The 12007-nt window shown below is 71.5% G+C and carries 10 protein-coding genes and 1 pseudogene; 7 read left to right on the top strand and 4 right to left on the bottom strand.

Annotation, left to right across the window (positions count from 1 at the left end; translation table 11 throughout):
- The first annotated feature begins 157 nt into the window (after nt 1–157).
- Nucleotides 158–889, top strand: a complete 732-nt coding sequence (locus ACFXOA_RS31615) for a hypothetical protein (RefSeq protein WP_385035513.1) — start codon at nt 158–160, stop codon at nt 887–889.
- 464 nt (nt 890–1353) lie between these two features.
- Here ACFXOA_RS31615 and ACFXOA_RS31620 read toward each other — a convergent pair whose 3' ends face one another.
- From ACFXOA_RS31620 to ACFXOA_RS31635, 4 genes and pseudogenes are all read right to left on the bottom strand, one after another.
- The gene (locus ACFXOA_RS31620) at nt 1354–2658 is read right to left on the bottom strand and encodes an MFS transporter (protein ID WP_385035515.1); all 1305 of its coding nucleotides are present in this window, start codon (nt 2656–2658) and stop codon (nt 1354–1356) included.
- Nucleotides 2648–4375: a condensation domain-containing protein gene (locus ACFXOA_RS31625; RefSeq protein ID WP_385035531.1), complete on the bottom strand. Its 1728-nt coding sequence runs from the start codon at nt 4373–4375 to the stop codon at nt 2648–2650. The genes ACFXOA_RS31620 and ACFXOA_RS31625 overlap by 11 nt, the downstream gene beginning before the upstream one ends.
- A 30-nt stretch (nt 4376–4405) precedes the next feature.
- Nucleotides 4406–5698: pseudogene (locus ACFXOA_RS31630) on the bottom strand (DUF6271 family protein); the annotation flags it as partial.
- Nucleotides 5680–6789 (bottom strand): phytanoyl-CoA dioxygenase family protein, encoded by a 1110-nt coding sequence (locus tag ACFXOA_RS31635; RefSeq protein ID WP_385035517.1) that lies wholly within the window; start codon nt 6787–6789, stop codon nt 5680–5682. The pseudogene ACFXOA_RS31630 and the gene ACFXOA_RS31635, both read right to left, overlap by 19 nt.
- A gap of 517 nt (nt 6790–7306) precedes the next feature.
- On the opposite strand from ACFXOA_RS31635, the gene ACFXOA_RS31640 reads away from it, so the two are divergent.
- The 6 genes from ACFXOA_RS31640 (at nt 7307) to gntA (ending at nt 11848) form a co-directional block, all read left to right on the top strand.
- Complete coding sequence (locus ACFXOA_RS31640; protein WP_385035519.1) at nt 7307–8164, top strand: aminoacyl--tRNA ligase-related protein; 858 nt, start codon at nt 7307–7309, stop codon at nt 8162–8164.
- Between the two features lie 74 nt (nt 8165–8238).
- Nucleotides 8239–8481, top strand: a complete 243-nt coding sequence (locus ACFXOA_RS31645) for an acyl carrier protein (protein ID WP_385035521.1) — start codon at nt 8239–8241, stop codon at nt 8479–8481.
- Nucleotides 8482–8534: 53 nt separating this feature from the next.
- Nucleotides 8535–9134 (top strand): 4'-phosphopantetheinyl transferase superfamily protein, encoded by a 600-nt coding sequence (locus tag ACFXOA_RS31650; protein WP_385035523.1) that lies wholly within the window; start codon nt 8535–8537, stop codon nt 9132–9134.
- A 132-nt stretch (nt 9135–9266) separates the two neighbouring features.
- On the top strand, nt 9267–10301 hold the full coding sequence (locus tag ACFXOA_RS31655) for an ATP-binding cassette domain-containing protein (protein WP_385035525.1): 1035 nt from the start codon (nt 9267–9269) through the stop codon (nt 10299–10301).
- A complete protein-coding gene (locus ACFXOA_RS31660; protein WP_385035527.1) occupies nt 10298–11101 on the top strand; it encodes an ABC transporter permease in 804 nt (267 codons plus the stop codon). Before ACFXOA_RS31655 ends, ACFXOA_RS31660 begins: the two co-directional genes overlap by 4 nt.
- 3 nt (nt 11102–11104) lie before the next feature.
- A complete protein-coding gene (gntA, locus tag ACFXOA_RS31665; RefSeq protein WP_385035529.1) occupies nt 11105–11848 on the top strand; it encodes a guanitoxin biosynthesis heme-dependent pre-guanitoxin N-hydroxylase GntA in 744 nt (247 codons plus the stop codon).
- The last annotated feature ends 159 nt before the right edge of the window (nt 11849–12007 follow it).

Consider the following 12007-nt stretch of genomic DNA (forward strand, 5'->3'; position numbering starts at 1 on the left):
GCTCGACACCGCCGTCGAACAACACGGCAAAGGCGACCTCAGCACCCTCCTCACCGGCCAGGACACCTGGACCGTCATCGGCTGACCAGCCGTCAAGAAACCCCCGAGACCGATCGAATGGGCGTGCGGTACGTTTCTGTCACTCGAAGGGGGCGAAGTGACCAAGCTCAACCAGATCATCGCCGTGGAGAAGGGTGTCAAGAGCAAGTCGCTCCAGGACATCACCGCGGCCCACCACAAGGTGCAGAAGCCGGCACTGCTGGCAGGCATCTCGCGCACGTACCAGCCGAAGGACGAAGAGGGCGAGCAGCTCCCGCCCGAGTCCGCGCGGGTCCAGGTCAAGGCGGAGGAGGCGCTGCGTGAGATGTCCGCGTCGCTGACCCGGCTGTTCGACGTGACCGCGACGAAGGACTGGGCGAACTGCGCGGCCCGCGCGGACGTCACCGTCGACGGACGCACGATCGTCGGCGACGTCCCGGTCAGCTACCTCCTGTTCCTGGAGAAGCAGCTCACCGACCTCCACACCTTCGTGAAGAAACTCCCGGTCCTGGACGCCTCCGAGTCCTGGTCGCTCGACCCGTCCACCGACTGGTGGAAGACGGACCCGGTCCGCACGATCCGGACCAAGAAGGTCCCGCGCAACCACGTCAAGGCCGAAGCGACCGACAAGCACCCGGCGCAGGTCGACGTGTACTACGAGGACGTGCCGATCGGGTACTGGACGACCGTGAAGTTCTCCGGAGCGCTTCCGGCGCGACGGGTCAACGAACTGCTGGAGCGGGTCGAGAAGCTCCAGCACGCGGTGAAGTTCGCCCGCGAGGAGGCCAACGGAGCCGAGGTCACCGACCGGCGGGTCGGAGACGCGGTGTTCGGCTACCTGTTCGGCTAGGGCCGGACGGCAGGCGGCACACCCCAAGAACGCCCCCGCGCCAATGCCGTGGGGGCTGCGCACCCTGCACGGGTCGGAATTGAGGTCCGTCCCGTGTGACGAGCGCAAGCTGAAACTGAACGTTCAGCCTGAAGACGCGGTAACGGTGGAGGTTCGAGTCCTCCCCCCGGCTCCACCTGCCGGGGTGGCCCAACATGGCAGAGGCAGCCGCGATCAATCTCAGACTCTCGCTCCAGCTTCAGTATCGCCGCCGATTGCCAGATCGACCGAGTACGGACGAACACCGTTGGATGCTGGTTCGAATCCGGCCTGCGCCTCTCCGCGGCGCGGTAGTTCAAAGGCAGAACGCAACGGTATGACGACTGATCCGCACTCTTAAACGGCGCTGGCAAGCGCAATTGGGTGGCAACCCCAGGGGCCCGGGAGCTGGATACGACTCCCGGGCTCCGCCACGCCCGCCCCTGCTACGCCGGATTGCGGGCGGGCCCCGGGATCTCCTCCGGCGCGAGGGGCTCCGGCGGCACCTCCGGTTTCCCCGGTCCGGGGCCCAGCCTCCTGACGGCGGGGACGGCGAGCATGACGGTGAGGAACACCACCGACACGGCCGAGGAGAAGAGCAGCACCCGGTCCGCGCCGAAGGCCTCGGAGGCGGGTCCCGCCAGCGCCCGGCCCAGCGGGATGGCCATGATGGACCCGGCGATGTCGTAGGCGTACACACGGCTCAGCACGGCGAGCGGGATGTGGGACTGTACGCTCGTCGCCCACATCACGCCCCAGAAGGCGAAGCCGCAGCCGGCCAGTACTCCGGTCAGCAGGGTGACGGCGAACGACCAGCCCAGCGCGGGCGCCAGCGGGTTGAGAGTGAAGAAGAACATGGCGCAGGCTCCGGCGACGAGCGGACGGGCGGGGCGTACCCGCATTCCCAGCAGCCCGCCGACGATCGTCCCGGCGCCGTCCGCCGACGCGATCCAGCCATAGCCGGTGGCCCCGTGCTGCTCCGTGAGGAGCGCGGCGCCCAGGGGCACCGAGGGGCCGAAGACGAACAGGCCGTAGACCGCCCAGACGACGATGACACCCCAGAGCCAGGAACGCGACCGGAACTCCTGCCAGCCCGTCCTCAGCCGGTGCCACACCGGCTCGTCGCCCTCCTCCCGTACGACATCGAGCCTGCGCAGCGGCACGAGCACCAGGGCGCTGAGCCCGTAGGCCGCCGCGATGACCAGGTAGGAACCCGCCACCTGCCAGTAGGCGACGAGCAGGCCCGCCAGGCCGGGGCCGATCAGCGCGCTCAGGGCCTCGGATATCCGCAGCAGCGCGTTGGCCCGCTGGATGTCGGGGGCGACCTGAGGGACCATGCTCGCCACGCCCGGCTGGAACATGGCCGTCGCGGCGCCGCTGAGCGCCATCAGCAGCATGATCTGCCACAGCCCCACCTCGGTGGTGACGAGGAGCGCGGCCAGGACCAGCATGGCCAGCATCCGCGCCAGGTCGGCGCAGACCATCATCACCTGCGGGGTGAAGCGATCGGCCAGCACGCCCCCGAAGAGGACCAGCAGCACGATGGGTGTCATCCACGCGGCCAGCGCGTACCCGACGCCGCCGGCTCCGTGTCCCGCCCCCAGCACAGCCGTCGTGAGGGAGACCATCAGCATGCCGTCCGCCAGCAGGGACGAGCTCCTGGCGGTGAAGAACAGCTGGAAGGGTCTGGACGTCCAGGGGCTCGGGAGCCGCTCCGGACCGGGAGCTGCGGTGGGGTCGTCAGTGGTCATCTCGTATCGGCCGCCTGCGGCCGTTCCCTTCCATGAGGATCCGCTGCGCGAGCCAGGCACGCGTGTCGCCCGTCCGAGCCGGCGGATCGTGAACGATGACGTACCGGGCGGGCGCCAGCAGCCCGGACGCGTGTGGACCGGACAGGCCGTCCATCAGCGCCGCGTGGGCGTCGTCGGGGGTGAGCGGGGCGCCACCCGACGCGATGAACGCCGTCAGCCCGTGCGGTACGGCCTCGTCGGAGACGTCTGCCGTGACGTGCACCGGCAGGCCGCCGAACGCCTCGCTCAGGGCGTGTGCCACAGCGGAGGGCGACACCCAGCAGCCGTCCACCCGCCGCCACCCGTCGTCGCGTTCGGCGGGACGCACCCCGGTGACGCCGGTGAGGGACTCCAGCGGCACGTCCTCGTACGCGGCTGCCTCCAGCAGCAGCACCAGACCGGTGAGGAAGCCCTCGGCCTCGTCCCGGGGGAGAAGGACCGGGTCCGCCCACATCGAGAGGTGCAGCAGGGGTTCCGTCCGGTAGGCGAAGCAGAGCAGCCGGGTCGGCATCTCCTGGACGGGACCCCACTCCAGCTCCGCTCCGGCACCCCCGTCCTCCGGTTCGGTCTCCCGGTCGCGGCGCGCGGTGATCACGCTCACGTCGTTGAAGACCACGTCACGGGCGAACCTGCTGCCGCGTTCCGTGGTGGCCCCGTCGATCGCCTCCCACAGGCGGACCGAGTCGAACCGGCTGTGCCGGTACGCGTCGAGGGCCGCGCCCCAGGCCTTGCGGAGCACCGCGTCGAAGGACGGTCCCCGTACGTCGAGGTGCAGGAGCGCGTCCTGGGACAGGGTGCTCACCGACCGGGCGAGCCCCGAGCCGGACCGGTTGGCGACGGGCGCCGCGGCGACACAGGAGGTCTGGCCCGCCCGGTGCGCCACGAGCGTGCACCACGCGGCCAGCAGCACGGTGGACGCGGGACTGCCGGTCCGTCCGCACACCCGGGCGAGTGCCCGTCCGGCGCGAGGTGACCGCAGGGTGAGCTGCGGCTGCCGCGCCTCGGACCGAGCGGTCCGGGGCTCGGCGAACATCTCCTGCGGACCGGTGGAGATGATCCTCCGCCAGTACCGCAGGGACGCCTCCGAGCGCCGTCTACCGGCCGGAGTCGCCTCCTCCGCGGCCAGGGCGAGCGGGGTGAGTCCCGGAGCGGGCAGTTCGTCTCCCGTCAGCAGGGCGAGCCACTCCTCGCGCAGCACGGCGAGAGCGCTGCCGTCCGTCGCGGCATGGCTGGAGGCGAGGGCGACGAAGGCCGGGGCGCCCCGCAGCGTGAGGAGCGTGAGGCGGAGCGGGAAGTCCTGGTCCAGCCGGAAACGCCCCTCCCTCGCCCGGCGGGCCACCGCGTCGGCGTACCGGCCGGGATCCGGCGGGAGTCTTTCGTGGTCGAGGATCTCGACGCCGAATGACCCTTTGCAGGCGACCAGTTGGGTGCGCGGCTCGGACGCGGACGGCTCCGGGAAGGTGGTGCGCAACGCCTCGTGCCGCACCACGAGGGCGCGCAGGGCGTCGATGACCCGCGCCGGGGAGGTGTCCTCGGGGACCGGCCAGACGTCGTGGATGTTGATGTGGCTCGGCTCGTCCCGCAGGATGCAGCGGATCATGTTGGCCTGCCCCGTGGTGACCGGACCGAGGCGCTCCTCCCCACCCGCCCATCCGACGGTGACCACGTGGGTGCTCATCGGCCGGGTCGTACTCGCCGGCGTACCGATGCCGGCTTCACGGGCCGTCCGGACCAGGGGCTCCCAGGCGTCGATCAGCAGGGCGAAGTCCTCCATGGCGCTGCGGGCCTCGTCGAGGAGCCGCGACCTGCCGTCGGCGAGTGCCTGTGCGACGGCCGTCCAGCGGCCGCCCAGCGCGCGGTAGGAGGACTCGACGACGCCGAACCGCGCCTCCCCGGCCGACGGGTCGGTCCGGATGCTGTCCCGGACCAGCGCGGCGATCACCGGGGGGCGCGGCCGGCCGTCGGCGTCCAGCAGGGTCTCGGCGGCCGCGGCGAGTCCCGCGTACACGGTGTGGAAGTACGGCGCGGACAGGAGGAACTTCGCCAGACGCACGTGGTAGGCGACGAAGCCGGAGCCCGTACGCCGTTCCCCCGTGTGGTAGTTGACGATGTGCCGGTTGTGCAGGACCCCGGGCAGACGCGCTTCGTGGACCAGGTGGATGAGGAAGTAGTCGCTGCCGATCGTGTCGGTGGCGGGTGGCAGCGGTACCCGGGCGTAGACATCCCGGTCCAGGGCGATGTTGCACATGTCCACGCGGGTGGGGCCGACCCTGGTCAGGGTGGTCAGGTCGGTGTCGAACGCGGTGGTGCCGGCCCCGCGGAAGGACTGCTCGATGAGGTTGTCGCGCCAGACCGCCGGATAGCCGTCGGGGACGGACAGCCCCACCAGGCGGTGGTGCGCGGCGGGGTCGATCCGCCGGATCTCTGCCACGTCCACCGACATCTCGCCGATGAAGGAGCCGCCGACGAGGGCCACCGGCCGGTGGGCGAGCGCAGGGTCGAGTCTGCTGCGGGTCACGGTTCCGGCCACCTCGGCCGCCTGTCTGCCCAGGGCGGTGAGCTCGTGGTGGATCGGGAACACCGGCTCGCCGTGCACGCTCTGGTACCGGCTGTCGGAGTCCCGGCGGTGCACCGATACGCAGCCCAGCGCCTCGGCGATCAGGAAGGCCCGGTTGGTGCAGGCGCCGTAGGACACGCCGTCCGGCAGCATCAGGCCGGTCACCCGGTCCGGGTCGGCGACGCCCGACAGGGAGACCACCTCGGACAGGAACGCGCGCTGTTCGGTCTCGTCCATGTGGTGGATGACCACCCCCGGCTCCGGGGGCAGGCCGCCGACGGCCTCGCGGTGCCCGGCGAGCGCCGACGGGCCGGCGGAGTCCAGGATCAGCAGGTGCACCTCCACGCCGAAGCGGCGGGCGGCGTACGCCGCCTCCTCGGCGACGGCCGTGATGGTCGTGGCACAGGGGCGGTCGGTGGGCAGGGTCAGGCAGACGCGGCGCACGAGGGCTCCTCGCTCCGTTCGGCCGGGGCGGTGAGCGAGCCCGTGTCCTCGGCCGTGAGGTCGTCGTGCCAGGAGGTGAGGCCCAGCAGGCGGCTGCCGAGCCCGTCGAGGGTGGCGGTCGGGTAGCGCTTGGACTCGTGCAGTACGGGATCCCCGACCAGGGTGCGGTTCCAGCGGGGGGTACGCAGATGGCGCCACGACTCGACGCGGGAACGCCGCAGCCGTTCGTGCTCCTCCAGCGCCGGCATCATCGACAGGTACTGGACGGCCCGGACACCGTCGGTGGAGGTGTTGCGGGCCACGCCGTGGGCGAGGAGCCCGTTCCAGATCAGCAGGTCACCCGGGTGCAGGTCGGGTCGGACGACGGGGAGTTCGGTCCGGTCGACGGAGGGGCGGAGCGGGTCACGGCCGGCGGGCTGGCCGGTCCTCCACTCCTCGAAGCGCCGGAAGAGCTCGGGGCAGCACTGGAAGCCGCCGGTCTCCGGGCTGGTGTCGTTGAGCGCGATGATGCCCTGCACCCGCTGGGGCGGGACGCCCAGCGTGGTGTCGATGTCCCAGTGCAGTTCGATGTCGAACCCCCGGTCCGTGGGTTCGATGAGGGCGCGGTCCCGGTTGCCCGTGTTGGGTGGATTGAGGTTGAGCCGGTCCAGGGTCACCCACAGTTCCTCGCAGTCCCACACGTCCACGAAGGCGTCGTACACCCTGCGGGCCTGGCGGCTGTTCCAGAGCAGTTGGTGGTGGTAGGCCTCCACGAATCCGTAGACGTGCAACTGCCGGTCCAGCTGCGAGCGGAAGGGGCGGTCCTCGTACCAGCTGTCCGGCCGGTCGGGATCGAGCCCCTGGAACTCCCAGGTGAAGTCCAGCAGGCGGCGGGCGTCCTCGGCCGGTACGGCCTCGCGTACGACGACGTAGCCGTAGGTCTGCCAGTGGGCGAAGTCCTCCTCGGACAGGACCCGCAGCGGGCGTGACTTGTCGAGTTCCCGCAGGGTGGTCTGCGCCAGGTATGACTCGCCGTCGGCACTGAAGTACGCCCGGTCGGACGCCGCCCGGTGCAGCCGGGGGCGTCGAGGGCCTTGCGGGGTGGAGGGCATCACGCGGTCCTTCTGGGCTGAGGGCCGGGGGCCGCCCGGCGAGCGGTCCGGGGGACAGAGGTCTGGGGGAGCGCTTGCGGAGGGGATGAGGACGGTGTCACCGGTATGGGCTTCTCCTCGGCCAGGGGACAGCGAGCCGCCGGCCCCGTCGAGGCGCGAACGGCAGGATCGCGGACGGGCGCTCCGGCTGACCGGTGGATGGCCCGGAGCAGCACAGTGGTCCAGACCATTCGGTCTGTCAAGCGGTGTGTGCGGCGCGGCGCCCGTTCGCCCGTACGCGCCGTCGGGACAACGCCCGTGAGCGGGAGCGGAGTTCACTTCTTCTGGTCTAGACAACTGCCGGACGGCTGTCCTAGGGTCCGGACGTGGCCCGGCTCCTGGCGGGAACCAGGCCCGAAGTGCCTCTGGAATCAATGCTGTTCGGGGGGCGTCCTGTCGCCTCGTCATCGGGCGGCTCGGGTGCTCCCCGGTCGCGGCCATGCCCGGCTGTCCACCACGCTCAGAGGGAGCGGTCTTCTTGAGCACCACCGACACCACGAGCCCGCAGGCCGTCCTCTTCAAGAACCCAGGCCCCGGCCTCGTCGCGCTGGACCCGGCCCGCACCGCCCTGCTGCACGGGCTGGACGGACTGCTGCGAGGCCTGGCCACGCGCCTGGGAGCTCCGGAGGTGGTCGGCCCGCCGCTGCTCTCCGCGGAGGGACTCGGCCGCCTGGACTACTTCCGAAACTTCCCCCACCTCGGGGTCGGCGCCGGGCGGTTCAGCCCCGACGCGCTGGACGGCCTGGCAAGCGGCGGGCCGGCCGGAGACCTGCCGCTCGACCCGACCGGCCATCTGCTGCCCTCCGCCACCTGCTACGGCCTGCTGCTCTCCCTGGAAGGCCACGAGACCGGCGAGGAAGGGCTGCGGCTCTCGGCCACCGGCCGCTGCTTCCGCAACGAGACCCACTACGAGGGGTTGCGCCGGCTGTGGGGCTTCCACATGAGGGAGGTGCTCTACCTCGGGACCAAGGACGGCGCGGTCGAACACCTGCGAAGTGGGACGGAGTTCATAGGAGAGATCGCCGCGTCCCTGGGGCTGGAACTCAACCGGGCCGCCGCCGACGACCCCTTCTACGACAAGGGCGGCTCCCGCGCCCGGCTGATGAAGCTGGACCCGGTCAAGCACGAGTTCAGCGCGCCGGACGGAACGGCGATCGCCTCGGTCAACCGGCACCGCAACTTCTTCGGTGAACGGCTCGGCATCCGCACCCGCTCCGGCGAACCGGTCCACAGCTCGTGCGTGGCCTTCGGCGTCGAGCGCTGGGTCCACGCCATGCTCCTCGCCCACGGCACACCCGAGCAGGCCCTCGACCGGCTCCGCCGCGCCACGGGCTGACTCGCGGGGCCACGGCGCAAGACGGCAGAGCCCACCCCGGCAACTCCGATACGAAAAGGAACGGTGCGGCACCGATGGACAGCATCACCGCCTGGCTGCATGAGAAGAACCCCGGCCTCGACGGCCCCGTCGCCTCCGACGAGGACCTGATCGAGGCCCGGCTGATCGACTCCATGGACTTCCTGGAGTTCATCGACCTGCTGGAGGAACTGACCGGCACCTCCATCGACCTCCAGGAGGTCACCATCGACGACTTCCGCACCCTCGACCGCGTCCGGCAGCGCTTTCTGATCCCCGACGAGGCGGCCTCCCGCTGAGCCGGCGGACGGCCGCCGGTCCGCCGCGGGACCACGGCCACGTCGTGGCCGCGGTGGCGACCACCGCGGAGGTGCTCGCCCACCCCGGCCTCGACGAGGGCATGCTCGCCCGGTGGGAGCGCGACCGCCTGGACCGCATCCGTGTCCCGGCCCGCCGCGACGACGTGGTCGCCGCACGGCTCCTGCTGCGTCTGGTCACGACCCGGGTCACGGGCCGTCCGCCGTACGCCCACCGGCTCGTCCAGTTCTGCGCCGAATGCGGGCGGTCAGGGCACGGCCGTCCCTCACTGAGCGACCTGCCCGGCACGGGCGTCAGCATGAGCCATGCCCCCGGCCTGGTCGCCGCCGCGGCCGGCCCCGGAGCGGTGGGGATCGACGTCGAGCCCTCGTCCCGCCGGCCGGGGCCGCGCGGGGTGCTGGAGCGGATCCTCCCGGAAGCCGATCTGCTGGCGGCGGACGAGGCCGCGGACCCCGGCGGCGAACTGCTCCGGTCCTGGGTGCGCCGGGAGGCCCTGCTGAAAGCCGGCGCGGACGGTCGGCCCGTGCTCCGGGAGTGGCGGGACCACGGCCGGGAAGCGACCGTGGCGGTGGCCTGCGAGGCGGCTGTCGAACCGCTGCCGGAACACCTGTACGGGATCACCGCGGACGGCTGAGGGGAGCGGACCGGTCCCGGAGCCAGGGCCGCGACCGGGCCGGGCCCCGTATCCCCGCCACGACGACTCGGGTGTCCCGTCCCGGGCAGCCGAGTATGGGGATTGTGTAGGAACTGGCTGTGCACTGCGCCCATGACACAACTGGCACGGACAGAGACCCCCGCGGTCGTCGTCCAAGGGCTGGTCAAGCGCTACGGCGGGCAGTCGGAGGTGACCGCTCTCGACGGAGTGGATCTGACGGTGCGGCGCGGGACCGTCCTCGGGGTACTCGGACCCAACGGGGCCGGCAAGACGACGCTGGTACGGATTCTCTCGACCCTGGTGCGCGCCGACGCGGGCAAGGCCACGGTGGAAGGGTTCGACCTGGCGCGAAGCCCTCGCGACGTACGACGCGTCATCGGGCTCACCGGCCAGTACGCCTCCGTCGACGGCAAACTCTCCGGCCGGGAGAACCTGTACCTGATCGGACGGCTTCTGGACATGTCCCGCAAGGCGGCACGCGCGCGGGCCGACGAACTGCTGGAGCGGTTCTCGCTCACCGATGCCGCGGGGCGGCAGGCCGCCACCTACTCCGGGGGAATGCGGCGCCGCCTCGACCTCGCCGCGAGCGTCATGGGGCGGCCCGGCGTGCTCTTCCTCGACGAGCCGACCACCGGACTCGATCCCCGTACCCGCAACGAGGTGTGGAGCGAGGTCAAAGGGCTCGCGTCCGCGGGGGCGACCGTTCTGCTCACCACCCAGTACATGGAGGAGGCCGAGCAGCTCGCCGACGAGCTCACCGTCATGGACCGGGGCCGGATCATCGCGGGCGGTCCCGTGGACGAGCTCAAGGCCCGGGTCGGGGTGCGGGAGCTGCGCATCCGCCCTGAGGACCCGGCCCGGCTCGACGCAGTCCAGGACGCGCTCGTGGAGGCCGGACTGGCCGACGGCGCGCCGGGCGCCGTGGACCGGGCGGAGGGTGTGCTGCGGGTTCCGCTGCGCGGCAGCGAGCATCTGACGTCCGTGGTCGGCGTCCTGGGCGTGCGCGGATTCGCCCTGGCCGGAGTCGACACCCACCTGCCCAGCCTGGACGAGGTCTTCCTCACGCTGACCGGGAAGAGCGAGGACCCCCCCATACCCGAACCGGCCGCGCGTCCCGCGGCCGTGGAGGAGGTGACTCCCGTATGAGCGCGGTGGGCGCGGTACCCGGGCGCCGCGGCGGTGCCTTGAGCGGACTGAGGCACGTGAGCGCCCTGACGAGGCGGAACCTTCTGCAGATCAAGGCCGATCCCGACTCCCTCTTCGACATCCTGCTGATGCCGGTGATCTACACCGTGCTCTTCGTGTACGTCTTCGGTGGCGCGGTGGCGGGCAGCCAGGAGGAGTACGTGCAGTACGTGATGCCGGGACTGATGTCGATGATGGCGGTCAACATCGCCATGACGGCCGGCGTGGGCATCAACTCGGACTTCCGTACCGGCGTGATGGACCGCTTCCGGTCCCTGCCGATCAACCGGGCCTCCGTGCTGAGCGCCAAGGTGGTCGTCGAGTGCGGGCGGATGGCCGGCGCCACCGTCGTGCTCCTGGGCATGGCCTTCCTGCTCGGCATGAGGCTGCCGGGCGGAGTGCTCGGGCTGCTGGGCGCGGTGGGTCTCACGGGCCTGTTCGGCATGGCGCTGCTGTGGGTCTCGGTGCTGCTGGGGCTGGCGCTGAAGACCCCACAGGCCGTTCAGGGACTGGGCATGGTCGCGGTGCTGCCGCTCCAGTTCGGCAGTTCGATCTTCGCGCCGACGTCCACCATGCCGGGCTGGCTGCAGGCGTTCACCGACGTCAACCCGCTGTCCGTCCTGGCCGACGGCTGCCGGACCCTGGTCAACACGGGATCCGCGTCCACCGGGGTGGTGCTGATCACCGTCGGCTGGTCCGCCGGCATCCTGCTGGCGGCGGTGCCCGCCTCGATCGCCCTCTTCGGCCGAGCGGGGAGGTGAGGGATGAGCACCGGACCCACGAGCGGCCGGCGGACGGCCGGCGGGACGGCGAGCGGCGAACCCAAGAGCGCCGCCGGCGACGTGTACTCCTCGCTGGCCTCGTTCATCGGCGAGGAGGACTTCGTCTGCCTCGGCGCCCGCGCATCCCTGCGCCGGGGGGCCATCGTGCATCGCCACTACGGGGACCGAGGTGATCTGGGGTCGGCGGCAGCGGTGGAGGCCCACCTGGAGGACCTTTACACCTTCCTGGCCTCCTTCGAGCCGAGCGCCCGGAGCTTCACCTCGTTCGTGGCCACGTTCGACGGCCCCGGGCCGCTGCTCGGCGAGGACGAGTACGAGGAAGTGCTCTGGCGCCACCTGCAGGCCGTGCACGAGCGTGACAGGGCGCGGTACGACTGGAACAGCGCCTACGACAGCGATCCGGCCTCCCGTGACTTCGCGTACTCGGTGGGCGGCCATCCCTTCTTCGTGGTGGGTCTGCATCCCGGTGCGTCCCGGCCGAGCCGCAGGTTCAGGCTGCCCACCCTGGTCTTCAACTCGCACGAGCAGTTCAACGCGCTGGGGATCAACTTCTTCAAGCTGCGGATGAAGATCCGCAAGCGGGAACGGGAGTTCCATGGTTCCGCCAACCCCAGCTTCCTGAAGTACAAACAGGAGGCGAGGCACTACGGGGGGCGGATGACCGAGGCGGAGTGGGAGTGCCCCTTCCGTCCGGGGTACGGGCCCTCGGGGCCGCCGGCCCCGTGAGGCACTCCCGTTCCGGCCCGGCGGCCGGCTGCCGCGTCCGCGGCGCCGGCCGGGAAGCGACCGTGTCGCGGGCGCTCGCACGGGAGCGGAGGGGGGGGCCCCAATTTGGCGTTGCCCCCGGGGGGGAAAGCCGCCCCACCCCCGACGACAACGCCCCCC

The organism is Streptomyces sp. NPDC059166, assembly GCF_042755185.1.
Taxonomy (GTDB): Bacteria; Actinomycetota; Actinomycetes; order Streptomycetales; family Streptomycetaceae; genus Streptomyces.

What these genes read in the sequence shown, in the direction of transcription:
- ACFXOA_RS31660 (WP_385035527.1), top strand. Translation starts at nt 10,298, where the DNA reads ATGAGCGCGGTGGGCGCGGTACCCGGGCGCCGCGGCGGTGCCTTGAGC.
- ACFXOA_RS31635 (WP_385035517.1), bottom strand. Translation starts at nt 6,789, where the DNA reads ATGCCCTCCACCCCGCAAGGCCCTCGACGCCCCCGGCTGCACCGGGCG.
- ACFXOA_RS31645 (WP_385035521.1), top strand. Translation starts at nt 8,239, where the DNA reads ATGGACAGCATCACCGCCTGGCTGCATGAGAAGAACCCCGGCCTCGAC.
- gntA (WP_385035529.1), top strand. Translation starts at nt 11,105, where the DNA reads ATGAGCACCGGACCCACGAGCGGCCGGCGGACGGCCGGCGGGACGGCG.
- ACFXOA_RS31655 (WP_385035525.1), top strand. Translation starts at nt 9,267, where the DNA reads ATGACACAACTGGCACGGACAGAGACCCCCGCGGTCGTCGTCCAAGGG.
- ACFXOA_RS31625 (WP_385035531.1), bottom strand. Translation starts at nt 4,375, where the DNA reads ATGAGCACCCACGTGGTCACCGTCGGATGGGCGGGTGGGGAGGAGCGC.
- ACFXOA_RS31620 (WP_385035515.1), bottom strand. Translation starts at nt 2,658, where the DNA reads ATGACCACTGACGACCCCACCGCAGCTCCCGGTCCGGAGCGGCTCCCG.